We start from the raw sequence: 24185 nt of genomic DNA, 5'->3' as shown, positions 1-24185 counted from the left end.
TCACCCATGCACTCCAGTACCCACACTCAGCGCGTCCTCGATCTGGCCAGCCAGAAGGGGCTACTGCGCGCCAGCGATCTGGACGCCATCAGTGCGCCTCGGGTCGTTCTGACGCGCCTGACCGCCGCGGGTCTGCTGGAGAAGGTGGGGCGTGGCCTGTACCGTCTGCCGGATGCACAGGTTTCGGAATTCGAGAGCCTTGGCACCATCGCCACCAAGGTACCTCAAGCGGTGTTCTGCCTGCTCACGGCGCTGCAGTTTCATGAGCTGACCACGCAGCTGCCGCGTCAGATCTGGATCGCCATGCCTCGGGGCAGCCACCCGCCCCGTATCGACTACCCACCCGTCAAGATGGTGCAATTCACGGGCGATGCCTACTCGGCAGGGATTGAGGAGGTCGAACGCGACAGTGTCAGGCTCCGCGTGTACAGCGTGGCCAAGACCGTGGCGGACTGCTTCAAGCACCGCAACAAAATCGGTCTGGATGTGGCGCTGGAGGCGCTGAAAGACGCCCGTGCGCGAAGCAAGGCCTCCGTCGACGACATCTGGCGTTTCGCCAAGATATGCCGGGTGGCCAACGTGATGCGCCCCTACCTGGAAAGTGTCGGATGAGCGCGTCCACCCCGAATGTCTCGGCATCCGTCCGTGCGCGCCTGCTCAACGTCGCCAGGGCACAAGGTGTCGATTTCAATCAGGTGCTGGTGCGCTTTGCCCTGGAGCGCATTCTCTATCGCCTGACCCAGTCGCCGCACGCGGATCGCTTTCTGCTCAAAGGTGCGCTGCTGTTCACGCTCTGGTACGACATGCCACACCGGGCAACACGCGATGCCGACCTGTGGGGGTCTGGTGCCAGCGATCTTGCGTCAGTGTCCCAGGTATTCCGGGACATCGCAGCTGTAGCGGTCGACGACGGCATCGTGTTCGACCCTGCCTCCGTCACGGTCGAGGAGATCCGCAAGGAAGCTGGCTACGGCGGCGTTCGCGTGATCATTGCGGGCGATCTGGCCAGAGCACGCTGCAAAACCCGGATCGACGTCGGCTTCGGCGACGCAGTCACCCCGGCGCCTGTTGATTCGGTCTATCCGGTACTGCTGGAGGAAATGCCCGCACCGCGACTGCGGGCCTACCCAACGTACACCGTCATCGCGGAAAAGCTCCACGCCATCGCTTTGCTGGGCATGACCAACAGCCGCTTGAAGGACTACTTCGATCTGTCGGTGCTGTTGGAACGAGAAACTCTGGACACCGATCTGCTGGCCCGGGCGATCAAGGCCACGTTCGCTAGACGGGGCATGGCGATTCCTGAAGCGCTGCCAGCCGGTCTGACGGACGAGTTTGCGCACGACGCTTCGCGGCAGGCCCTGTGGCTGGCATTTCTCAAGAAGAACGAACTTCCGCCAGAACCTTTGCCTGACATCGTCGGCCGCTTGAGCGTGGCATTGGCACCCGCGTTGAACGCCGTCGCTCGTTGAATATCCCTTCATAGGGCAGCCGCTTCGCGCCCTTCGCCACGGTCAGTGGTGGTCTTGATGTGCCTGGATTCTTCGGCCCAGTCCGAGAGTTGGTTTTCGGAGCTGTAATGTGCCTCGGAACATCCGGCCGGACTTCAGGTGATCGGAGAACGTACGAGCAGGTCATCAGCATCCGGGGAAGGTCCGCGGAAGGACGTCACCGCTTTTGTAGAACACCGGCGCCACATGTAAAAAGCCGGCTCGCGCGTTGTAGCGGGAACCGGCTTGCATGCGTGGTGGCCTGGGGCGGAATCGAACCACCGACACGCGGATTTTCAATCCGCTGCTCTACCAACTGAGCTACCAGGCCACGCGAGGCCGCGATGGTAATGCGTCGGGCAGGCAGTGTCAAAGAGTTTGGCGTATTCAGGCGGCGGGGCGGGCCTGCAGTTCGAGCACGAGGCTGATCTTGGCGATGATGAGCAGCAGTTCGGCGAGCAGCAGCCAGAACAGTGCGACCGCCGGCAGGTGGCGGTCGGGCACGAAGGCGGGGGTGATGCGGCGGGTGATGGCGAGGATGCGCGCGCCGACCAGGTTGAAGGCGTTGTAGATCAGGTTGTGCTGACGCTGGCTGCCGGCGAGCAGCCACAGCGCACCCTGGGCGATGAAGGTGAGCAGCAGCAGCTCGTTGAGCCCCTTCAGGACGACGACGACGCGCAGGGCGAGTTCGAGGGTATCGGCGCCGGCGGTCATGCCGGGCGTCCGGCCCCGGCGGGGGCCGAGTGCCAGCTGGGCGCGTCGTCGTCGCGCGGCGCTTCGGTTTCAGGCATGACGCGCGGGAAGGACACGCGCACCAGCAGGCCGGACTCGCTGCGCGCGTCGAGCAGTTCGACGTCGGCGCGGTGCAGTTCGGCGATTTCGCGCACGATGGGCAGGCCGAGGCCGGATCCTTCGACCTGGGTGCCGAGCACGCGGTAGAAGCGCTCGAACACGCGCTGGCGGTCTTCGGCCGGCACGCCGGGGCCGGAATCCTCGACTTCGAACAGCGCGCGGATGTCGGCCCGCAGACGCACGGTGACCATGCCGCCGATCGGCGTGTACTTGATGGCGTTGTCGATCAGGTTCTTGAACATTTCGTTCAGCAGCACCGGATTGCCGTCGACATGCAGCGGCACGTGGGCGCGCTCGAAGCCGATGTCGATGCGGCGCAGGCGGGCGGCAGGCACCCAGTCGGCCACCAGCCGCTCGACCAGAGCGTTCAGTTCCAGCCGCTCGACCACATGCACCTTCTCGGTACTGGATTCGGCGCGTGCCAGCGCGAGCAACTGGTTGATCAGGTGGGCCGAGCTGGTGGCGCTGACGAAGATCTGCTCCATGCAGGCGCGGATCTGCGCCGGGTCGTTTTCCAGCAGCGCCAGTTCGGCCTGGCTCTTGAGGCCGGTCAGCGGGGTGCGCATCTGGTGCGCGGCGTCGGCGATGAAGCGTCGCTGCGCCGCCAGATTCAGCTCGAGCCGCAACATCATGTCGTTGAGCGCACTGATCAGCGGCCGCAGTTCTTCGGGCGCGCGCCGGACTTCGATCGGCGACAGGTCGGTCGGGCGGCGCTTCTCGATCATGCGCTGCAGCCGGTTCAGGGGGCGCAGGCCGCGCGCCAGACCGAAATACACCAGCACCACGGCGATCGGAATGATGACGAACTGCGGCAGCAGCACGCCGGACAGGATGCGCGACGTCAGCGCCTCGCGCTTGTTCAGCGTTTCGGCGACCTGCACCGTCACGTAGGAATCCGGAATGGTGGTAACCGGCTGGAACGTGTAGGCAATGCGCACGTCTTCGTTGTTCACGCGGCCTTCGCGGAAATACAGTTCGCCGGCTTTCCACGGCAGGTCCTGCGGCACGTCGGGAATTTCGGCGTCGCCGGCCAGCAGGCGGCCGCTGCCGTCGAGCACCTGGTAATAGATGATGTCTTCGCCATCGATGTGGAACAGGTCGCGCATCTGCGGCGGCGTGACCAGCGCGGCGCCGACCGGTGTCGAACGCACCTGGCGGCTCAGCTCATAGACGCTGTCGCCGAGCACCTTGTCGTAAGGCGCGTGGGCGATGTCGTCCGCCACGTTGTGGATGATGGCAATGCTGATCGGCCACACGAACATCAGCGGCGCGAGCATCCAGTCGAGGATTTCGCCGAACAGCGAGTTGTGTTCGCCGGCCGCCCTCTCGTCGGCCTTGTTGCGCCGCTGCCTCAGCTTTTCACGCGACGGCATCCGGTCGTTCCAGGCAGTAGCCGAGGCCGCGCAGCGTCACGATGCGCAGGCCGCTGTGCTCGATCTTCTTGCGCAGCCGATGTACATACACCTCGATGGCGTTGTTGCTGACCTCCTCGCCCCAGCCGCACAGATGATCGACCAGTTGCTCCTTGTTCACCAGACGGCCGGCGCGCAGCAGCAGCACTTCGAGCAGCGCCGTTTCGCGCGCCGACAGCTCGATGGCCTGTCCGTTGACGCTGGCGACATGGTCGGCCTGATCGTAGGCCAGCGGGCCGACCTCGATGCGCGTCGGCATGCCGGTGCCGCGCCGGGTCAGCGCGCGCACGCGCGCTTCGAGTTCGGGCAGTGCGAACGGCTTGCACATGTAGTCGTCGGCACCGGCGTCGAGTCCGCGCACGCGGTCATCGATGCCGTCCTGCGCCGTGAGGATCAGGATGGGTACGGTGCATTTGCGGGCCCGCATGCGTTTGATCACCTCGATGCCGGACAGGCGCGGCAGCCCGAGGTCGATGATGGCGAGATCGAAGCCCTGACCATGCAGCACGGCGTCGGCTTCACTGCCATTGGCCACGCTGTCCACCGCGTAGCCGGCGCGCTTGAGCGCGCGTACCACGGCGTCGGAAATGACCGGATCGTCTTCTGCAAGCAGTATGTGCATGTCGCTTGCGGCCTCGCGGCCGCCTCCTCGATGAGCGCGTGACTGCATTCGTCATTCAAGTGTAAGGCAGATGTAAGCCCACCTGAATATTCTGCAGTTCTCCGTCTTTTGGTCTTCGGGGGCGTGGCCGGCATGCCGGCGCTCGCTCCGGAGGGTGCCCCATTTCCCTGCACGGGGCACCCTCCGCCACCTTTTCTTCCAAGCGTCGCTTTCCGTATTTCTCCCGATTTTGTTCCCGGCTCGGCCCGTCGTCCGGACCGACACTTCCGTCCGCACACCTGCCGCAGACCGATTGTTAACGAAAAAACCCGCTCGCGCGGGTTTTTTCGGAATCGGGTGACCGGGTCGCAGCCACCTTGCGGTGGCTGCGACGGACATTACATGTCCATGCCCATGCCGCCCATGCCGCCCATGCCGCCCGGCATGCCGCCGCCAGCCGGCTTGTCTTCAGCCAGCTCGGCCACCATGCAGTCGGTGGTGAGCATCAGCGAAGCAACCGATGCGGCGTTCTGCAGAGCGGTGCGCGTGACCTTGGTCGGGTCCAGCACGCCCATCTCGACCATATCGCCGTACTCGCCGGTGGCTGCGTTGTAGCCGTAGTTGCCTTTGCCTTCCTTCACGTTGTTCACCACGACGCTCGGCTCTTCACCGGCGTTGGCGACGATCTGGCGCAGCGGTTCCTCGACGGCACGCATGATCAGCTTGATACCTGCATCCTGATCGGCGTTGGCGCCCTTCAGGCTGTTGCCCAGATTCTGCAGGGCGCGGACCAGTGCGACACCGCCGCCAGCCACGATGCCTTCTTCGACGGCAGCACGCGTTGCATGCAGCGCATCTTCGACGCGGGCCTTCTTTTCCTTCATTTCGAACTCGGTCGCAGCACCAACCTTGATCAGCGCAACGCCGCCGGCCAGCTTGGCCTTGCGTTCCTGCAGCTTTTCACGATCGTAGTCGGAGGTGGCGGCTTCGACCTGCGTGTTGATGTTGGCAACACGGGCCTTGATCGCGTCTTCCGTGCCGGCGCCGTCGATGATGGTCGTTTCTTCCTTGCCCACTTCGATGCGCTTGGCCTGGCCCAGATCCTGCAGCGTGGCCTTTTCCAGCGTGAGGCCGACTTCTTCGGCAATCACGGTGCCACCGGTCAGGATGGCGATGTCTTCCAGCATGGCCTTGCGACGGTCGCCGAAGCCCGGTGCCTTGACGGCGACGGTCTTCAGGATGCCGCGGATGTTGTTCACCACCAGGGTGGCCAGCGCTTCGCCTTCGATGTCTTCGGCGATGATCAGCAACGGACGACCGGCCTTGGCGACTTGTTCCAGGATCGGCAGCAGATCGCGGATGTTGCTGATCTTCTTGTCGTGCAGCAGGACCAGCGGGCTTTCCAGCACGGCGATCTGGCGATCCGGGTTGTTGATGAAGTACGGCGACAGGTAGCCGCGGTCGAACTGCATGCCTTCGACCACTTCCAGTTCGTCATTCAGGCTCTTGCCGTCTTCGACGGTGATGACGCCTTCCTTGCCGACCTTGTCCATCGCCTCGGCGATGCGCTCGCCGACCGACGTGTCGGAATTGGCCGAGATCGAACCGACCTGGGCGATTTCCTTGGTGGTCGAGCAGGGCTTCGAAATCTTCTTCAGCTCTTCGATGATGCCCGTGACGGCCTTGTCGATGCCGCGCTTCAGATCCATCGGGTTCATGCCGGCAGCCACATACTTCATGCCTTCGCGAACGATGGCCTGAGCCAGCACGGTGGCGGTCGTGGTGCCGTCACCGGCAACGTCGGAGGTCTTGGAAGCGACTTCCTTGACCATCTGTGCGCCCATGTTCTCGAACTTGTCCTTCAGTTCGATTTCCTTGGCGACCGACACACCGTCCTTGGTCACGGTCGGGGCGCCGAACGAACGCTCGAGCACCACATTGCGGCCCTTCGGGCCCAGCGTCACCTTGACCGCATTGGCCAGAATGTTGACACCCGCCACCATCCGCTCGCGAGCGGAATCACCAAAACGTACTTCTTTTGCAGCCATGTCCAACTCCTTGAAAGTTTGAAAGATTCAGGTTGCAGGAGGCGATCAGGCCTCGACCACGCCCATGATGTCTTCTTCGCGCATGACCAGCAGTTCCTCGCCATCGACCTTGACGGTCTGGCCCGAGTACTTGCCGAACAACACGCGGTCGCCTGCCTTGACTGCCAGCGGGCGGATCTTGCCGTCTTCGAGAATCTTGCCTGCGCCCACGGCGATGATTTCGCCCTGATCCGGCTTTTCTGCAGCGGCATCGGGAATCACGATGCCCGAGGCGGTCTTGCGCTCTTCTTCCAGACGCTTGACCAGCACGCGGTCGTGCAACGGACGGATTTTCATGCAATGACTCCTTGAAAAATAAATCGCGACAAGGTCGCGAGATGATCGATATTCGGTGCGGCGCGCTAAGGCACCGCTTTGTTAGCACTCACTGCCAACGAGTGCTAATGATAGGGGCTGGGTGTTGCAATTTCAAGTCCTCATCGCAGACGGCACCACGGTGCCACGGTGTTTGCAGCCGCCTTTCACGCATGGAAAACCGGCTCCAGCGCCAGCGAGGTGGCGTCGCACTGCTGTCCGATGACCGGTTCAGGAAGGTTTGGGGGAGCCTCCCGTGTGGGAGCTCTTGCTGTGGGAGCGGCTCCCCGCCGCGACCTGTACTGCGATGATCGCTGATCAAAGTGAGTAGCGCGGCGAGAACGCGGCTCCCACAAGAACAGAACCCGGCTCGGAGTGGGCGCCGCTCCAACGAGAACAGTGCCCGTACCGACAATCCGCCGAGTACCTGTATCCATGCGGCGGTGTCAGCCACCGCGTCCCGCCACCGGACCGCCGCGGCTGAACGGGTCCGGCGCGGGAATCGGCAGTCGTCCGCAAAAAATGCGGGCGTATCGTGTCGATCCGGTGCCGTCTGCTTCGTCGTGATGGTGACGCGCCCCGAATGGTGGCGGCGCCCGACACCTGCCAGGAGAACCCGACCATGTCCCACGTCAAGCCCATCCCCGACGGCATGCACACCGTCACCCCGCATCTGGTGTGCGCCGATGCCGCCGCGGCCATCGCCTTCTACCAGACCGCCTTCGGCGCCGAGGAGCAGATGCGCCTTGCTGCGCCGCAGGGCAACATCATCCATGCAGCCATCCGCATCGGCGATTCGACGGTCATGCTGGTCGACGCCTTTGCCGGCTGCGGCCTGTTCGACCCGATACACCTTGGCGGCTCACCGGTCACGCTGCATCTGCAGGTCGCCGATGTCGACGCGGTCGTCGCCCGCGCTGTGGCGGCCGGTGCTACCGTCACGATGCCGGTCGACGATGCGTTCTGGGGCGACCGCTACGGCAAGCTGAAAGACCCGTTCGGACATGAGTGGTCGGTCGCCACCCACCTGCGCGACGTCAGCCCCGATGAATTGCAGGCCGCGGTGCGGGCGATGTGCAGCAACGATGCGGGCAACCCGGACGGCCACTGAGGTAGCGCCGGCAATCGCCTGCATCCCGTCACCGACCCGACCGGCGCCACCGGTCCCGCACAAGGAGCACACCATGCCGCACATGTTGTTGATCGTCGAACCGGTCGGCCAGCGCGCCGAACGCACCGAAGAAGAAGGACGCGCGCTGTACGACAGCATGATGCGTTTCGGCGCCGACCTGCAGGCGCGCGGCCTGTTGATCGCCAGCGAATCGCTGCACTCGACGGCCACCGGCGCGCGCGTGGAGACGCGCGAAGGCCGTACCAGCGTGGTCGACGGGCCGTTCGCCGAAGCCAAGGAAATGGTCGGCGGCTTCTTCCTGCTGGCCACCGACAACCGGCAGGAGGCGATCGACATCGCGCGCGCCTGCCCGGCCGCCTCCTGGTCGACGGTGGAAGTGCGCGGCGTCGGACCGTGTTTCGAAAAAGGATGAGTGACCCACGCGACGGCGCCGGGCCGTCCGGGCATCGTCCGTCTGTTGCGTGCTCAAGCAACCGCGAAGGAAGCCCGCCATGCGCTACATGATCATCGTCAAGGCCACGCGCGACACCGAAGCCGGCGTGATGCCCGAAGAACCGCTGCTGGCCACGATGGCCGGCTATCACGAAGCGCTCATGCGGGCGGGCGTGCTGCTCGACGCCTCGGGGCTGAAGCCGAGCGCGCACGGCTGGCGCATCCACTACCGCGGCAGTACGCGCAACGTGACCGACGGGCCCTTTACCGGGGGCACGGACATGATCGCCGGCTACACGCTCATCCAGGTGAACAGCCGCGAAGAAGCGCTGGAATGGACGCGCCGCTTTCCGAACCCGGCCGGCGAAGGCGTCGACGCCGAAATAGAAGTGAGGCAGCTGTTCGAGCTGGACGACTTCGCGCCGGGCGAGGCGATCGACCGCTTCCGCGCGATGGACGCCGGCGCCTCATGACGCACAGGCGCGGCCGATGAGCGCGCCCGACATCCACCGCACGCTCGATGCGGTGTGGCGCATCGAATCGGCGCGCATCGTCGGTGCGCTGGCGCGCCGGGTGCGCGACATCGGCCTGGCCGAAGAGCTGGCGCAGGACGCGCTGCTGACGGCGCTCGAACAGTGGCCGCTGAAAGGCATACCCGACAATCCGGCCGCCTGGCTGATGACCGCGGCAAAGAACCGCGCCATCGACCTGTTGCGCCAGCGCACGCTGCACGCACGCAAGGCCGACGACATCGCGTTCGAACTCGAAGGTCAGTTGCAGGACGGCGCGCCGCCCGCACCCGACGCCGCGCTCGAAGCCGCCGTCGACAATCCGCTCGGCGACGACGTGCTGCGCCTCGTGTTCATCGCCTGCCACCCGGTGTTGTCGCTCGAAGCGCGCGTGGCGCTGACGCTGCGCCTGATCGGCGGCCTGGGCACGCCCGACATCGCGCGCGCCTTCCTGGTGCCTGAAGCGACGATCGCCCAGCGCATCGTGCGCGCCAAGCGCACGCTGGCCGAGGCCCGCGTGCCGTTCGAACTGCCGCCGCCAGCCGAACTGGCGGCACGGCTGTCGTCGGTGCTGAAGGTGATCTACCTGATTTTCAACGAAGGCTATTCGGCCACCGCCGGTGACGACTGGATGCGTCCGACGCTGTGCGAAGAGGCGCTGCGGCTGGGCCGCATCCTGGCCGTGCTGGCGCCGGCCGAACCGGAAGTGCACGGACTGGTGGCGCTGATGGAAATACAGTCGTCGCGGCTGCACGCGCGCGTCGATGCGGCCGGCGCGCCCATCCTGCTGCTCGAGCAGGACCGCAACCGCTGGGACCGGCTGCTGATCCGGCGTGGCCTGGCGGCACTGGAACGCGCCGCGTCACCCGACGGTTACGGCCCGTATGCGCTGCAGGCCGCCATCGCCGCCTGTCACGCGCGCGCCGCCACCGCCGCCGATACCGACTGGGGCCGTATCGCTGCGCTGTATGACGCGCTGGCCGAGCTGGCGCCGTCACCGGTGGTCGAGCTGAACCGGGCCGTCGCCCTGGCCATGGCCTTCGGGCCGCAGGCCGGGCTGGACATCATCGACCGGCTGCTCGATGACCCGGCGCTGCGTCACTATCACCTGCTGCCCGGCGTGCGTGGCGATCTGCTGGACAAACTCGGTCGGCAGGACGAGGCAGCAGCGGAGTTCAGGCGCGCGGCGGCACTGACGCAGAACGGGCGCGAACGCGCGCTGCTGCTCGAGCGCGCCGCACACTGCGCGCGCAATGCAGGGGGCGGCTGAGCGGACGCAACTGAAGTCGCACCCGATCCGGCGGCGGGTGCCGGGTCCTGTGCCGGCGCCGCAACCGGTCGCAAGGTCCGGGTTCCGCCGCCCGCGCACCGCCCCGGTTCGCACCCTCTTTCACACCGCGGGATTTCGCGGCCATCCGCACTGTCCGAGACAACACAGCGCATGCCAGCCCGAAGATACGCATGGGCTGCGTGTCGCAGTGCGCACCCGTGCCGCCGGCCGTTGTAAGCCTGACCCTGCCCTGCCGGTCTGATCCTGCATGAGCCGGCCCGACCCGGGCACGTCCACTGAGGCGCCCTGCGCCGCACCGCATACCCACGAGGAGATTCTGCATGAACCGACACATCAACCGACGCGAATGGCTGAGCGTGATCGCCGCCGGCGCGCTCGGCGCAGTCGCCGCCCGCGTGATCGCGGCCGACGCACCTGCCGCCGCCGCCAGCGGCGCTCCCATCCCGCTCAAGCTCAGTGACGCCGAGTGGCGCAAGCGCCTGTCGCCCGGCCAGTACGCGGTACTGCGCAATGAAGGCACCGAGCGCCCGCGCAGCAGCCCGCTGAACGACGAGAAGCGCCGCGGCACCTATCACTGCGCCGGCTGCGATCTGCCGCTGTTTTCGTCCGACACGAAATACGAAAGCGGCACCGGCTGGCCCAGCTTCCATACCGCGCTGCCCGGAGCACTCGGCACCAAGACCGACTTCAAGGCCATCCTGCCGCGCACCGAATACCACTGCGCGCGCTGCGGCGGCCATCAAGGTCATGTGTTCGACGACGGCCCGGCGCCGACCGGCAAGCGCTACTGCAACAACGGCATCGCGCTGCGTTTCGCGCCCGCCGAGGCGTGAGCGCCGTGACGAAACAGCTGATCGGCGCACTGGCCGGCGCCGCGCTGTGCGCGGTCGTGTTCGCGCAAGCGCCTGCCGCTGCACCGGCCGCACCGCCCGCGGTTGCGAAAGCCACTTTTGCGGGCGGCTGCTTCTGGTGCGTCGAGGTCGATTTCGACAAGGTGCCGGGCGTGCTGTCGACCACCTCGGGCTACACCGGCGGCAAAACCCCCAACCCGACCTACAAGACGGTGTCATCCGACACCACCGGCCACGCTGAAGCGGTGCTGATCGAGTACGACCCGGCGAAGGTGAGCTACGAACAGCTGCTGGCCCATTTCTGGCGCAGCATCGATCCGACCACGAAAGACCGTCAGTTCTGCGACGCCGGGCACTCCTACCGCAGCGCCATCTTCACGCACGACGCCACTCAGCTCGAAGCCGCACGGCGTTCGCTAGCCGAACTGGAAAAGACCAAGCCCTTCAAGGCGCCCATCGTCACCGAAATCAACACGGCGAGCACCTTCTACCCGGCCGAGGACTATCACCAGGACTATTACAAGAAGAACCCGGCGCGCTACCAGTACTACCGCTGGAGCTGCGGCCGCGATGCGCGGCTGAAGGAGCTGTGGGGCGGGAAGTGAAGTGCCGGGACGCCGGAAGCCAGGACGATGCGCGCGTTCAGGCGCACGGTGTCGCCTATCGCGGGCAGGGCCCGCTCCGAAGGGCAACACCGTCGCGGTATTCGTAGGAGCCGTCCCACGGTCGGCCCTGCATGGCCGACCGGCTCTGCGGGCGGCGAGCAATGCTCGCCGAAACCCCCGCTCCGCCCCCGCAGGCGATTCCGGTCTCCGAAATGGCGGCACCGCTTGATCGACGCGCCCATCGCGGACAGGGTCCGCTCCTACGAAGGGCAGCGCCGTCGCGGTTTTCGTAGGAGCCGTCCCACGGTCGGCCCTGCATGGCCGACCGGCTCCACGGGCGGCGAGCCGTGCTCGCCGAAACCCCCGCTCCGCCCCCGCAGGCGATGCGGTCTCCGAAATGCGGTATCACGTGATCAACGCACGGATCGCGGGCAGGGTCCGCTCCGAAGGGCAGCACCATCGCGGTTTTCGTAGGAGCCTGCCCTGCAGGCGATGCGGTCTCCGAAATGCGGTATCACGTGATCAACGCACAGATCGCGGACAGGGTCCGCTCCTACTAAGGGCAACACCGTCGCGGTTCTCACAGGCGCCGGTCCGCGGCGGGCCTTGCGCGTCCCTCAACAAGCATTCACTCCGGGTGCCGGATCAGGTTCGGCGTGTCGCGCGGGTCGAAGTCACCCCAGTCGCCGGCAGCGATCGTGCCGTCGGCGCGTTCGATCTGGTCGGCACCGAGTGCTTCGAGAATGGCGATCACCTGTGCCTCGCTGCCCTGCCCGTTCATCGCCACCGCCACCACCATTCCGGACGCTCTCTGGGGCAGCGCGTTATCGGTACCCGCCTCCTCCTCGTCGCCTTCCTTCATCTGCGACAGGCTGCCCACCAGCGTGCCGATGTGGGCACCGACTGCCGCGCCCAGGACCGAACTGACCGGACCCATCACGGCGATGCCGGCGACGCCCACCGCAGCGCCGATGGCGCCGCCGGTGGCCGCCCCGCGGACCAGCCCTCCGTCGGCCTCGCTGGTTCCCGGTGATTCGTCTCGGTCGCCGCCGACCGGATACAGATCGTGCTGCCCGGCCGGATTGACGTAGAAGGTGCTGATGCCGTCGCGCGGGAAACCGGCGGCCAGCAGTTCGGTGATGGCGAGTTCAACCTGATCCTGACGCTGCAGGCGCCCGGCGATGATGGATGTCATGACTGCCCTTTCCTGTGGAGGCCTTGCGGAAGCCGGGTCGTGGCGCGGAAGGCGCTCAACGACGTCCGCGCTGGACGCGCGCCCGACCATCGGGCGCTTCGACCCCCATAGCGTGGCGGCTGCGCCGTGCAGGGTCTGTACGCTGGCGAACCGGCACGCTCGCCGGGCATGCGCATGTCGGAATCCGGTTCGGGTACGCCCCACCGTGCGTAAGGAAACTGAGTTAAGCGCCGCTTAATGTGCTGCGCTCAGGATGTGTCGATCAGTCACGATAGTCGGGCAACTTTCCCGTCAGCCACCCCATGACTCAACATGACATCCGACAGGGCGTGCAGCACGACACCGCCGTCGTCATGGCGTGCGACGCAAACTACGCGCCGTACGCGTTGTTCATGGCAGAGCAGATCGCGTTGCTGCACCCCGACCGCACGTTCGACATCTGCCTGTTCTCACAGGACGAGCTGGAGCTGCCGCCGTCGTTGGTTGCCACCGGACTCAAGCTGATGAAGATGCCGCCCGGCAACCCGTTCCACACCGGAACCCATGCTGATCGCCACGGCGCGGCGGCCTACCTGCGCTTGCTGATCCCCGGCGCGGTCACGGGCCGCTACCGGCGCGTCCTCTACCTCGACAGCGACATCATGCCGATGAGTGCCGGCATTGATCAGTTGCTGGGCATCGACCTGCTCGGCGCGGTCATCGGCGCGGTGCGCGACAACGTGCAGTGGCGCACGCCCGGGCGACGCGTGCCTGAGAACCGCAAGCTCGGCCGGCCGGCGTCGCCCTACTTCAACTCGGGCATGCTGCTGATCGACGTCGAGCGTTACCAGTCAGAACGCATACTCGGGCGCTGCCTGCAGGTGCTCGCCGACTCGCCCGAAGCCGTGCTGCGGCACGACCAGTCGCTGCTGAACCTTGTACTTGACGGCCACTGGACCGAGCTCAGCCCGGTGTGGAACTGGCAATACACGTGGTCGTCGCGATTCTTCGCCGATCTGGTGGAGCCGAAATTCGTCCACTTCATCGGCCCGAACAAGCCCTGGCGCGACACCGCATGCACCTTGCCGCCGCGCTTTCGCCGCGCCTACCGGATGTTTGCCCAGCGTCATTACCCGGGTCGAACCGAGCTTGCCGTCATCGACCCGGCGCGCCGCGGCTGGCCGCCGAAACTCGCGCGCGCCTACCTCAAGCACCTGCTGAGCATCGGCGCCATGACCGACTACCTCAACGGCTTCGACACCGACCTCTCCTGCCGTCCCGCCACGTTGAAGCCAGCGGTCGGGTCGCGCCGGAAGGTTGCCGCGACCTTCAAGCTGCCGGCAGAGACCGGCGTACGCGCTGCCCGGCATCCGGTTGCGCCGTGCAGGGCAAGCGCGAGCCGGTAACTCCGACGACGTTCAGCCGAGCCGCGCCGGCTTTCGCGTCATCTCATCAGCCCTTCCGCGTCATGACCGGCGGTGCGGGCAGCAGCGGCGCTCGACCGGATGCTCAGTTCCGGCGGGCGCGGGCAGCGAATCCGGCCAGGCCGAGGCCGGCCAGCAGCATGGCCCAGGTCGAGGGCTCGGGGATGGGCGGGGCGACCGTGAGCGAGCCGACGAAATGCACGTCGTCGGCCAGACCGTTGCCGGCCGTAAAGCCAAAGTGGATGCCGCGGCCGAGGAAGTTCGACTCTTCGTCATACACGTCGGTCGCGACGGAGCTCCAGTCGGCAGAGGACCACTCGACGCGATAGCTCTGATTGGTGAAGGCCTGCAGGATTTCGAAGGACAGCGTGCCGGTTTCGTCGTCATCACCCGACGGCGTGAAGCCCACCGTACCGAACCACTGGTAGTAGTCAGCCGGCTGAATGTCGGGCAGGCCGGTTTCCGTGAATGCCAGGGGGGTGCTGCTGCCCTCGCCCAGAATCTGCACGCTGACCGCTTGCGGTTCGTTGTCGAAATTGAACGTGTCGACGGCAAACGCGTAGCCGTTCATGCCGCTACCGCCATAACCCAGGTCGGAGCCGCCCTGGCCGAGCGCGGGTGTGTTGCCGGTCATGAAGAAGGTCAGGCCGTCGCCTTGCACCCCCACCGGGTTGCCCTCGCCATCGACGCCTCCGGAATGCGAAACAAAGAACCGGAACGAAACCTCGAACGGCGCATTGAAATCAACAATTACCGGCCCGGGCGCGAACGCTCCCCCGACCGATCCGCCGCCGATGCCGCGATTCAGCCGCGCATAGCTGTCCGTTGCATCGCCAAGATCGTTGTTGAATGCAGTCGCATCGCCCGACAAGGTCCAGGTGGTGAAATCGACGCCGGTCCTGAGGTCGAAGAAGTTCGCGAACGCAGTCTGTGGCACGGCGGCGAGCGCCAGGGCGCACAAGGGCGCGGCAGTCAGTCTGCGGAAGGAGTCGGTGGCTGCGCTGTGCATCTTCATTCCTCTCTAGATATCCGTTATGGAACGGGAAATGGGCGTGCCGCCGGGGATTGCCGGTAGCGCCCGAACGAGGCTGTGACGTGAAGTCACACCGGCGCCGGTCGTGCTTGCTCGTGCGCCCATCCCGCTGCACTGGATCCGTAGCAACGACAGTGCCAGACGCTCAAAATCTTTCCATATCAATGATTTATCAAGACTTTTCAGCCCTTCGCAAGTGACGTGGCGAACGACACGATGACAAGTGTCAAATTTGCCGACAACGGCATCAGTCCGCAGGCCAGGCGACGCGCACCCCGGTTCATCAGCCCGGCGCGACACGCTCCGGCCGCGGCCCTACGCTGCGAGGCGCGCCGCCAGATCATCGATCAGCACCCGCACCCGGTGCGGCACGTGGCGGTTGCCGGGCAGCACGGCGTACACCCCGAGTTCAGGCGTGTCGAAGGCGTCCAGCACCGGCACCAGCCGGCCGTCCGCAAGCCACGGGTCGAGGATGAAGTCGGGCTGGCAGGTGATGCCCATGCCGAGGGCGGCGGCTTCGGTCAGCACGTCGCCGTTGCTGGCGCTCAGGCGGGCGCGCAGCGGGATGGTGACGGTCTGGCCGTCGATGGTGAAGGTCCAGCTCGGCGTGGCGTTGGCGGTGTAGCCCAGACATTCATGGTGGATGAGGTCGTCCGGCCGTTGCGGCGCTCCGTGACGCGCAAGGTAATCGGGTGACGCGGCGACGATGAGGCGGCTGGTGGCCAGGCGCCTTGCGACGGTGGCGGGGTCGAGCCGTGCGGTGACACGGAGGGCGAGGTCCATGCCCTCTTCGATCAGATTCACCCGCCGGTCGTTGTAATCGATGTCGAGGCTGACTTCGGGGTAGCGCTGCGCGAAATCGAGCAGCAGCGGCGACAGGCGCTTCAGACCGAAACTCAGCGGCGCGCCGATGCGGATCGCGCCGCGCGGCGTCTGCCGCGCTTCGCCGATGCCGGTTTCGGCCGCTTCGACCAGGTTCAGGATGACGCGACACTTTTCCAGATAGGCGGTGCCGGCCGAAGTGAGTGACAGGCGGCGCGTGCTGCGCGCCATCAGCTTCACGCCGAGGTGGGCTTCGAGCCCGGCGATCTGCCGTGTGACCACCGAGCGCGCCACATTGAGCTGCTGAGCCACGGCTGAAAAGCTGCCCAGCTCGGCCACCCGCACGAACAGCTGCATCGCATCCAGCCGGTCCATTGTTGTCATTCCAGCAACGATCAATTACTGATTGTGGCCTATTTCGTCGCAACGATGACGGCTATGGTTCGGTCATGGACTTCAACGCCGCCCTGATGACCGCCCCATCCCGCACCGCCGCCGGCCTTGCATCACTGTTCGTGCCGCACGGCGCACCGACCTTCGCACTGCAACCCGGTGCTGCCGGCGCGGCGCTGGCAGCGATGGCCGCCCGCCTGCCCCGGCCGCGCGCCGTCGTCATCGTGAGCGCGCACTGGGACACCGCCGTGCCGACCGTCGGTGCGGCCACCCGTTTCGACACGATCCACGATTTCAGCGGCTTCCCGCCGGCGCTGCGCGCGCTGCGCTACCCGGCCACCGGCTGCCCGGAACTGGCGCGCAGCGTGGCGGGGGCGATCGAAGCGGCCGGTCTGCCGGTGCAGCTCGACACGACGCGCGGGCTCGACCATGGCGCATGGGTGCCGCTGCGCCTGATGTATCCGGACGCTGACGTACCGGTGATCGCGCTGTCGATCCAGAGCGCGGGCGGGCCGGATCAGGCGTGGCGGCTCGGCCGCGCGCTGTCCGCACTGCAGCCGGGGCTGCTCGTCATCGGCTCGGGCAACCTGACGCACAACCTGCGCGACTGGCACGCCGTGTCGCGTAGCGGCACCGACACGCCTGCCTATGTGCGCGGCTTCGCCGAGTGGGTGGCCGAAAAGTTGAGCGCGGGCGACACCGCTGCGCTGATTGACTACCGGCGCCGCGCCTCCGACGGCGTGCAGGCGCACCCGAGCGAAGAACATCTGCTGCCGCTGTTCGTCGCGTTGGGCGCGGCGGGCGACGGTGCACGGGCGACGCGTTTTCATGCAGGCATCGACGAGCACGTGCTGGCGATGGATGCCTGGTCCTTCACCCCCGCGTTACAGGGAGACACGCAATGAGCCTCACGAACACCCGCGACAACTACGGTCGCATCGCCCGATGGCTGCACTGGACAACCGCCGCGCTGTTTCTCGCTGCCTACTGCTCGGTCTATTTCCGCCAGTGGTTCACCGAAAAGCAGACGCCGGAAAACCTGACCGCGCTGCAGATCCACCTGTCGGTCGGCGTGACGATCGCGGTCATCGTCGTGCTGCGCGTGCTGTGGCGTCTGGGCACCACGCAGCCGGCCGACGAGCCGGGTACGCCGCTGGCGCACCGTGCCGCGCATCTGGGCCACATGGCGCTGTATGCGGTGATGATCGTCGCGCCGATCACCGGCTATCTGGGTACCGGCGTCGATACCGACTTCTTCTTCCTGTTCGACATACCGAAATTCGAAAGCACGGCGCTGTTCCAGACCGTGGTGGCCAACGGCATGGGACTGGATTTCAAGACCTTCGAGAAGCCGATCGACTTCATCCACAAGGATGTGCTCGGTGCCTGGCTGATCTGGCTGCTGATCGCGGGCCACGCCGCGGCGGCGCTGTACCACCACTTCGTCAGGCGTGACCGCACGCTGCTGAAGATGACCACCGGCGGCTGAGCCGCCAACCACAACACACTCTATATATATGCAAGATCACTGGAGCACCGCCATGACCCCGCTGAAAACCCTCGTCGCCGCACTCGCCTTGGCCACCGTCACCGCGCCCGCACTGGCGGCCCCGGAGACGTACAAGCTCGACGCCGGCCACACCTTCCCGCGCTTTTCGTACAGCCACTTCGGATTGTCCACACAGCTGAGCCGCTTCAACAAGACGACAGGCACGGTGACGCTGGACCGCGCAGCCCGGACCGGCGCCGTCGACATCACCATCGACACGACGTCGGTCGATACCGGCTTCGCGCTGTTCGACGAACACATCCAGGCGGAAGATTTTCTCGACACCACCCGGCACCCGACCGCGACCTTCAGGTCGAGCAAGGTGCTGTTCAGCGGCGACGCCCCCACCGCGGTCGAAGGCGTGCTGACGCTCAAGGGCGTGAGCCGGCCGGTCACGCTGAAACTGACGTCCTTCCAGTCCATGCCGCACCCCATCCTGAAAAAGGACGCCATCGGCGCCAACGCCACGGTCACCGTCAAGCGTACCGACTTCAACATGGGCAAGTACGCCCCGCACGTCGGCGACGACGTGACGATCGATGTCGCAGTCGAGGCGATCCGGGAATAGGCCATCCGTGTCGCAGCGGACAGGCGGGCCGCGCCTACACGACGCCGCTCCACCGCCCGCGCCTGCAAGGCGCGAGCAGCTGGGTGTCAGGCCAGCTTGCGCACCGTCTTTTCGCGTGCCCACTGACGGGTGCCCGCGGCGGCAATGAAGCCGGCGTGATCATCGACATCGAACACGCCCGCGTCGGCGACGACGCCGGCGGCCTTCAGCAGCGTGCGGCCGCCTTCGTCGAGCATCAGCGCCTTCAGGTGACCGAAGGCATCGCGCACGAAATCGATGGCCGCAGCGTCGGCCGAAAGTTCGACGGCACCCGGCGACGACAGCACGATGGCCACCGCGTCGAACATGACCGACGGCGTGCCGGCGAGCTGGCCGTCGGCGGCGAATGTCGAACCGTCACGCAGCTTCGCACCACCGACCTTGGGTGCGACGAGCTTCACGGTGGCACCGGCTTCGACCAGCGCCGTGTGCAGTGCTTCGATGGCTGCATCGTCCGTCCCGTCGTTCATCAGGATGGCGACGACGCGTCCGGTCAGCGTGTTGCGACCCTTGCCGATGGTGCGCAGCGCCGGTGACGGCTCGCGATCCTGCACCGGGCGTGCCGCAGCGGGCGGCGCCGGCAGGTCGATCATGCCGAGACCGTCGGCCACCCGACGCGCCAGCGCCTCGTTGATGTGGCGCAGATGTCCGACCATCGCGGCGCGGATGTGCGGGTGTTCGACCTTGGACAGTTCGAACACGAACGCCGAGGCGATGTGCGCCTGTTCATGTTCGGTCTGGCTGCGCCAGAACTGGCGCGCCTGGCTGTAATGATCGGCGAATGTGTCAGCGCGGATGCGGCCGCGCTGGCCGCTCTCGTCGAGGGCCGTGCTGCGGAAGCCCGTGTCCGGTGATTCGCGCGCCACGTCCGGTGCCAGCGTATTGGGTTCATACGCCACGCGCCCCTTGGGCTGACCCATCTGCATGTGGCCGTCGCGCTGCTGGTTCGAGAACGGGCACTTCGGCGCATTGACCGGAATCTGGTGGAAATTGGCCGAGCCGAGGCGCGACAGCTGGGTGTCGAGATAGGAATGCAGACGCCCCTGCAGCAGCGGATCGTTCGAGAAGTCGATGCCGGGCACCAGATGCGACGGGCAGAACGCCACCTGTTCGGTTTCGGCGAAGAAATTGTCCGGCCAGCGGTCCAGCACCATGCGGCCGATCTCCTGCAGCGGCACCAGTTCTTCCGGAATCAGCGTGGTCGAGTCGAGATGGTCGAACGGGAAGGCGGCCGCCTCTTCTTCGGTGAACAACTGCACCGAAAAGGTCCATTCCGGAAAATTGCCGGCGGCGATGGCCTCGAACAGGTCGCGCCGGTGAAAGTCAGGGTCGGCGCCGGCGATCTTGACCGCTTCGTCCCATACCGTCGATTGCAGGCCGAGCACCGGACGCCAGTGGAACTTGACGAAGGTCGATTTGCCGGCGGCATTGATCAGCCGGAAGCTGTGGATGCCGAAGCCTTCCATCATGCGCAGCGAACGCGGCAGCGTGCGGTCGGACATGGCCCACATGACCATGTGCATCGATTCCGGCGTCAGCGAAATGAAGTCCCAGAAGGTGTCGTGCGCCGAGGCGGCCTGCGGAAAGCCGCGGTCCGGCTCCATCTTCACGGCGTGGATCAGATCGGGAAACTTGATCGCGTCCTGGATGAAGAACACCGGGATGTTGTTGCCGACCAGATCCCAGTTGCCCTGTTGCGTGTAGAGCTTGATCGCGAAGCCGCGCACGTCGCGCGGCGTGTCGACCGAGCCCGAGCCGCCGGCCACCGTCGACATGCGGCAGAACACCGGCGTGCGGGTGCCGACTTCGGTCAGCACTTCGGCGGTCGTGTAGTCGGCCAGCGAGTGCGTCAGTTCGAAGTAGCCATGCGCGCCGCTGCCCCGAGCGTGCACGATGCGTTCCGGAATGCGCTCATGGTCGAAGTGCGTGATCTTCTCGCGCAGGATGAAGTCTTCCAGCAGCGTGGGCCCGCGCGGATGGGCCCGCAATGAGTTCTGATTGTCGGAAATCGCCAATCCGTGGTTCGTGGTCAGTACCGGATGGTCTGCGCCGGCCTGCTGATGCAGCTCACCCCCATTGCCCGGGCAACCCTTGCCGGACCCGGATGTGGCGCCATCGGCCTTGCTGTCATGCTTTTGCATGTGATGTGTCCTTCGGATGTCTGTGGAGCGCGGACGCTCGCGGAAAATTGGAAGCGCCGGGGTCAGTCACGCAGGAACGCGAGCACGTCGGCGATGAAGCGCTCCTTGTGGCTGGCAAACAGGCCGTGCGGCGCGTCGTCGTATTCGATGAAGTGGGCGTGCAGGATGGCGCGCGCGGTCAGACGCGATGACGATTCGATCGGCACGATCTTGTCGTCACGGCCGTGGATGATCATTGTCGGCACCGTGAACGACGCGAGGTCGCCGCGGAAGTCGGTACTCGAAAAGGCCTTCGCGCAGGCCAGTGTCGCCTTCAGGCTGGCCTGCATCGACACCGAACAGGCCCAGGCCATCACCTCGTCGCTGACCGGATGCGACACCATGCCGACACCGAAGAAGTTCTTGAAGAAAGGCGGCCAGAAGGCTGCGCGATCCTGTGCGATGGCGGCAGCGGTCTCATCGAACTTCGCCTGCTCGACGCCATCCGGGTTGTCGTCGGTCTTCAGCCGGAACGGCAATGTCGAGGCCACCAGCACCGCCTGCCTCACCCGAATACCGGCGTGGCGTGACATGTAGCGCGCCACCTCGCCGCCACCCATCGAAAAGCCGAGCAACGTGGCGTCCCGCGCGCCGGTCTGTTCCAGCACGTCGCCCAGGTCGTCGGACAACGTGTCGTAGTCATAACCGGACCACGGCTGGTCGGAGCGGCCGAAGCCGCGCCGGTCGTAACTGATGGCGCGCATGCCGGCGTTGGCGATGGCCATCGACAGGTCGTCGAAACTGTCAGCCGACAGCGGCCAGCCGTGGGTCATCACGACCGGGCGCCCCTGACCCCAGTCCTTGACGTAAAGCTTCACGCCGTCGCGCGTGGTGACATGGTTCATGGTGATCTCCGATCAATCGATGCAGTGCATGCGGGCGTATGGAGCGCGGCCGGACGTTCATTTCCGGCGTGCTGGAACTTCAGATCCTGCCGGCGTTCTTGCGGACTGTCGTGAGGCAGTGGCTGCGCGTATCGCTGGCCATGGCTTCGCATTTCGCGACCGAGCGCTGGTATTCGGCATCACGGCGGGTGTTGACCGGCATCTGCGCAACGCGGCCTCCGGCTGCGCCCCTGGCGCCGGCCAGCGCGCTCGCCTGCGCTGCCTTCGCTACGGCAAGACAGCGCGCCTTGTCGGCGCCCACCTGTTCATCGCAGCGTTCGCGTGCCACGGCATAGGCGGCTTCGGCGCGTACCACCGGTACCGTCGCAGCGTCCGCCAGGTGACCACTGCGGCGGAAGGCGAGTTCAGCGTGCGCCACCGCCTGCACGGCACGCGCTTCTTCGACGCAGATGTCCTTGGTATTGCTGGTCAACTCGTCGCAAACGGCCCTTGCGTGCGTGAAGGTCGACGCGATGCGCCCTGTTTCAAGTTCAAACTCGAAGCGGCTCATCGGCCCGGCGGCCAGCGCCGGCCACGACAGCAGCACGAGTGCGCCCGGGGAAAGGATCACGAACAGAGATTTCATGGTGCGGTCACCGGATGCAGAAGGTGCGGTTCGCTGGAGGATGCGCACCGTTTTATTCACCCGTCGCCGTCAGGTCTGTTCGCCAGCGCACAAGTTGCCGGCCGATGATCCGGACTTCAGCCTTCAGACCGTGAATGTCCCACCCGCGCTGTGTCCGTCAGCGCACAGACAAAGGTTCAACCGATGACCACGATACAAGCCCGTATACATATATGTCGGAGAACAATTCATGAGTCTTGGAACCATACTGCTGATCGTGCTGGTGTTGATCCTGATCGGCGTCATTCCGACCTGGGGTCACAGCCGCAACTGGGGCTACGGCCCGAGCGGCGCACTGGGTCTGATCGTCATCGTACTCATCGTGCTGTTGCTGATGGGCCGCATATGACGCAGCGCAGGGCGGCGGCATCGCGTCCGGGCTATCTGACGGGTGCGATGCTGGCGCTCTGCGTGCTGCTCGCCAGCTGCGGCGAAGCGGCGAAACTGCCGGTCAGTGCCGGCACCGGACCCGATCCTGTGCTGCCGGCGCCCGTCGGAACACTGTTGCCCACGGTGAATATCGCGCCCGCCATCGGCTGGGCACAGGGAAGCACACCCCTCGCCGTACCCGGCACACAGGTCGCCGCCTTTGCGCGCGGCCTTGATCATCCGCGCTGGCTGCACGTACTGCCCAACGGCGACGTACTCGTGGCGGAAAGCAATGCGCCGGCAAGATCGGGCGACGGCTTCAAGGGCTGGATCAGCGGACTGGTCATGAAGCGGGCCGGCGCCGGCGTACCCAGCGCCAACCGCATCACCCTGCTGCGCGACAGCGACGGCGACGGCATTGCCGACCTGCGCAGCGTGCTGCTCGCCGGCCTGAACTCGCCCTTCGGCATGGCACTGGTCGGCGACACGCTGTACGTCGCCAACACCGACGCAGTGCTCGGCTTTCCTTACGTCACCGGCAGTACGGAAATCACTGCGCCCGGCGTCAAGCTGGTCGATCTGCCCGGCGGGCCGATCAACCATCACTGGACGAAGAACCTGATCGCCAATCCGGAAGGCAGCCTGCTCTACGTCACGACCGGTTCGAACAGCAACGTCGCCGAGCGCGGCATGGACGCCGAAGAAGGCCGCGCCGCCATCTGGGAAGTGGATCTGGCAACGCGCACGCACCGCCTGTTCGCGACCGGCCTGCGCAACCCGAATGGTCTGGCGTGGGAACCGCATCGCAACACCCTGTGGACGGTGGTGAATGAACGCGACGAAATCGGCAGCGACCTGGTGCCCGACTACCTCACGTCGGTGCGCGACGGCGACTTCTACGGCTGGCCGTACAGCTATTTCGGCCGGCATGTCGATGTGCGGGTGCAGCCGCAGCAGCCGGCGCTGGTGGCGCGCGCCCGCAAGCCCGACTATGCACTGGGGCCGCACACCGCCTCGCTCGGTCTGGCGTCGTCAGTGGGCACCACGCTGCCGGCGGCATTTGCCAACGGCATGTTCATCGGCCAGCATGGCTCGTGGAACCGCCGGCCGCACAGCGGCTACAAGGTGATCTTCGTGCCGTTCGACAACGGCAAGCCAACTGGCGAACCGGTCGATGTGCTGACCGGCTTCCTGAGCCCGGACGGCGAAGCCTATGGCCGGCCGGTCGGCGTCGCACTCGACCGGAAAGGCGCGCTGCTGGTGGCCGATGATGTCGGCAACACGATCTGGCGCGTGACGGCAGCGGCGAAATGAGCACGACCATGAGCACGACCCTCAGGCTTGCTGCCGCATGCACGACCACGCTCATCGTGATGGTCGTGCTCGACCTCATCTGACTTGGCGTCGTCGCGAAATCGACCTGCCAGCAGGGCATCGATCACCTGATGGCCGAGGGGACGGTCAGACCAGCTCCACGGGCGGCGAGCCGTGCTCGCCGAAACCCGCGCTCCGCCTCCGCAGGCGATCCGGTCTTCGAAATGCGGCATC

Annotated in this window: 25 protein-coding genes and 1 tRNA gene; 14 read left to right on the top strand and 12 right to left on the bottom strand. The window is 66.0% G+C overall.

Annotated elements, in window-relative coordinates:
- Positions 1–6: 6 nt before the first annotated feature.
- Together Q8Q80_RS08145 and Q8Q80_RS08140 are read left to right on the top strand one after the other, a co-directional pair.
- A complete protein-coding gene (locus Q8Q80_RS08145; RefSeq protein ID WP_305632431.1) occupies positions 7–612 on the top strand; it encodes a type IV toxin-antitoxin system AbiEi family antitoxin domain-containing protein in 606 nt (201 codons plus the stop codon).
- Positions 609–1472 (top strand): nucleotidyl transferase AbiEii/AbiGii toxin family protein, encoded by an 864-nt coding sequence (locus tag Q8Q80_RS08140; protein ID WP_305632430.1) that lies wholly within the window; start codon positions 609–611, stop codon positions 1470–1472. The genes Q8Q80_RS08145 and Q8Q80_RS08140 overlap by 4 nt, the downstream gene beginning before the upstream one ends.
- Before the next feature lie 273 nt (positions 1473–1745).
- On the opposite strand, the gene Q8Q80_RS08135 is transcribed toward Q8Q80_RS08140, so the two are convergent.
- From Q8Q80_RS08135 to groES, 6 genes are all read right to left on the bottom strand, one after another.
- Positions 1746–1821, bottom strand: a tRNA-Phe gene (locus Q8Q80_RS08135).
- Between the two features lie 56 nt (positions 1822–1877).
- Positions 1878–2204, bottom strand: a complete 327-nt coding sequence (locus Q8Q80_RS08130) for a hypothetical protein (protein ID WP_305632429.1) — start codon at positions 2202–2204, stop codon at positions 1878–1880.
- Positions 2201–3715 (bottom strand): sensor histidine kinase N-terminal domain-containing protein, encoded by a 1515-nt coding sequence (locus Q8Q80_RS08125; protein ID WP_305632428.1) that lies wholly within the window; start codon positions 3713–3715, stop codon positions 2201–2203. Before Q8Q80_RS08125 ends, Q8Q80_RS08130 begins: the two co-directional genes overlap by 4 nt.
- On the bottom strand, positions 3702–4376 hold the full coding sequence (locus Q8Q80_RS08120; RefSeq protein ID WP_257092676.1) for a response regulator transcription factor: 675 nt from the start codon (positions 4374–4376) through the stop codon (positions 3702–3704). Before Q8Q80_RS08120 ends, Q8Q80_RS08125 begins: the two co-directional genes overlap by 14 nt.
- A gap of 377 nt (positions 4377–4753) precedes the next feature.
- The gene (gene groL / locus Q8Q80_RS08115) at positions 4754–6403 is read right to left on the bottom strand and encodes a chaperonin GroEL (RefSeq protein ID WP_305632427.1); all 1650 of its coding nucleotides are present in this window, start codon (positions 6401–6403) and stop codon (positions 4754–4756) included.
- A 45-nt stretch (positions 6404–6448) separates the two neighbouring features.
- A complete protein-coding gene (gene groES, locus Q8Q80_RS08110) occupies positions 6449–6739 on the bottom strand; it encodes a co-chaperone GroES (protein WP_069038271.1) in 291 nt (96 codons plus the stop codon).
- Positions 6740–7379: 640 nt separating this feature from the next.
- Between groES and Q8Q80_RS08105 the strand changes: the two genes are divergently transcribed.
- The 6 genes from Q8Q80_RS08105 (at position 7380) to msrA (ending at position 11577) form a co-directional block, all read left to right on the top strand.
- Positions 7380–7868 (top strand): VOC family protein, encoded by a 489-nt coding sequence (locus tag Q8Q80_RS08105; protein WP_305632426.1) that lies wholly within the window; start codon positions 7380–7382, stop codon positions 7866–7868.
- A 73-nt stretch (positions 7869–7941) separates the two neighbouring features.
- On the top strand, positions 7942–8301 hold the full coding sequence (locus Q8Q80_RS08100) for a YciI family protein (RefSeq protein ID WP_305632425.1): 360 nt from the start codon (positions 7942–7944) through the stop codon (positions 8299–8301).
- A 79-nt stretch (positions 8302–8380) separates the two neighbouring features.
- A complete protein-coding gene (locus Q8Q80_RS08095) occupies positions 8381–8794 on the top strand; it encodes a YciI family protein (RefSeq protein ID WP_305632424.1) in 414 nt (137 codons plus the stop codon).
- Positions 8795–8810: 16 nt separating this feature from the next.
- Positions 8811–10100, top strand: coding sequence for an RNA polymerase sigma factor (locus Q8Q80_RS08090; protein WP_305632423.1), 1290 nt, complete (start codon positions 8811–8813; stop codon positions 10098–10100).
- A gap of 353 nt (positions 10101–10453) precedes the next feature.
- Complete coding sequence (msrB, locus tag Q8Q80_RS08085) at positions 10454–10954, top strand: peptide-methionine (R)-S-oxide reductase MsrB (protein ID WP_371132730.1); 501 nt, start codon at positions 10454–10456, stop codon at positions 10952–10954.
- Positions 10955–10959: 5 nt separating this feature from the next.
- The gene (gene msrA, locus Q8Q80_RS08080; protein WP_305632421.1) at positions 10960–11577 is read left to right on the top strand and encodes a peptide-methionine (S)-S-oxide reductase MsrA; all 618 of its coding nucleotides are present in this window, start codon (positions 10960–10962) and stop codon (positions 11575–11577) included.
- 628 nt (positions 11578–12205) lie between these two features.
- Here msrA and Q8Q80_RS08075 read toward each other — a convergent pair.
- A complete protein-coding gene (locus Q8Q80_RS08075; protein ID WP_305632420.1) occupies positions 12206–12772 on the bottom strand; it encodes a hypothetical protein in 567 nt (188 codons plus the stop codon).
- A 302-nt stretch (positions 12773–13074) separates the two neighbouring features.
- Here Q8Q80_RS08075 and Q8Q80_RS08070 point away from each other — a divergent pair, with 302 nt between their 5' ends.
- On the top strand, positions 13075–14157 hold the full coding sequence (locus tag Q8Q80_RS08070) for a glycosyltransferase family 8 protein (RefSeq protein ID WP_305632419.1): 1083 nt from the start codon (positions 13075–13077) through the stop codon (positions 14155–14157).
- Positions 14158–14260: 103 nt separating this feature from the next.
- Here Q8Q80_RS08070 and Q8Q80_RS08065 read toward each other — a convergent pair whose 3' ends face one another.
- Entirely contained in the window at positions 14261–15184 is a 924-nt protein-coding gene (locus tag Q8Q80_RS08065) for a PEP-CTERM sorting domain-containing protein (protein WP_305632418.1), read from the bottom strand.
- 339 nt (positions 15185–15523) lie between these two features.
- Complete coding sequence (locus Q8Q80_RS08060) at positions 15524–16405, bottom strand: LysR family transcriptional regulator (protein ID WP_305632417.1); 882 nt, start codon at positions 16403–16405, stop codon at positions 15524–15526.
- Positions 16406–16500: 95 nt separating this feature from the next.
- Here Q8Q80_RS08060 and Q8Q80_RS08055 point away from each other — a divergent pair, with 95 nt between their 5' ends.
- The 3 genes from Q8Q80_RS08055 to Q8Q80_RS08045 are packed head-to-tail and all read left to right on the top strand — an operon-like array spanning position 16501 to position 18540.
- On the top strand, positions 16501–17328 hold the full coding sequence (locus Q8Q80_RS08055) for a class III extradiol ring-cleavage dioxygenase (RefSeq protein WP_305632416.1): 828 nt from the start codon (positions 16501–16503) through the stop codon (positions 17326–17328).
- Positions 17325–17912, top strand: a complete 588-nt coding sequence (locus Q8Q80_RS08050; RefSeq protein WP_305632415.1) for a cytochrome b — start codon at positions 17325–17327, stop codon at positions 17910–17912. Before Q8Q80_RS08055 ends, Q8Q80_RS08050 begins: the two co-directional genes overlap by 4 nt.
- Positions 17913–17964: 52 nt before the next feature.
- On the top strand, positions 17965–18540 hold the full coding sequence (locus Q8Q80_RS08045; protein ID WP_305632414.1) for a YceI family protein: 576 nt from the start codon (positions 17965–17967) through the stop codon (positions 18538–18540).
- A gap of 86 nt (positions 18541–18626) precedes the next feature.
- On the opposite strand, the gene Q8Q80_RS08040 is transcribed toward Q8Q80_RS08045, so the two are convergent.
- The 3 genes from Q8Q80_RS08040 to Q8Q80_RS08030 form a co-directional block, all read right to left on the bottom strand.
- Positions 18627–20720, bottom strand: coding sequence for a catalase (locus tag Q8Q80_RS08040; protein WP_305632413.1), 2094 nt, complete (start codon positions 20718–20720; stop codon positions 18627–18629).
- A gap of 62 nt (positions 20721–20782) precedes the next feature.
- Positions 20783–21604 (bottom strand): alpha/beta fold hydrolase, encoded by an 822-nt coding sequence (locus Q8Q80_RS08035; RefSeq protein ID WP_305632412.1) that lies wholly within the window; start codon positions 21602–21604, stop codon positions 20783–20785.
- Positions 21605–21683: 79 nt separating this feature from the next.
- Positions 21684–22229: a hypothetical protein gene (locus Q8Q80_RS08030; protein ID WP_305632411.1), complete on the bottom strand. Its 546-nt coding sequence runs from the start codon at positions 22227–22229 to the stop codon at positions 21684–21686.
- A gap of 229 nt (positions 22230–22458) precedes the next feature.
- Here Q8Q80_RS08030 and Q8Q80_RS08025 point away from each other — a divergent pair, with 229 nt between their 5' ends.
- On the top strand, positions 22459–22617 hold the full coding sequence (locus Q8Q80_RS08025; RefSeq protein WP_305632410.1) for a DUF3309 family protein: 159 nt from the start codon (positions 22459–22461) through the stop codon (positions 22615–22617).
- A complete protein-coding gene (locus Q8Q80_RS08020) occupies positions 22614–23951 on the top strand; it encodes a sorbosone dehydrogenase family protein (protein ID WP_305632409.1) in 1338 nt (445 codons plus the stop codon). Before Q8Q80_RS08025 ends, Q8Q80_RS08020 begins: the two co-directional genes overlap by 4 nt.
- Positions 23952–24185: the final 234 nt, after the last annotated feature.

The sequence above is a fragment of the Methyloversatilis sp. genome, assembly GCF_030698125.1.
Taxonomy (GTDB): Bacteria; Pseudomonadota; Gammaproteobacteria; order Burkholderiales; family Rhodocyclaceae; genus Methyloversatilis.
The sequence above is the reverse complement of the archived record's forward strand: the minus strand, read 5'-3'. Positions and strand labels throughout refer to the sequence as shown.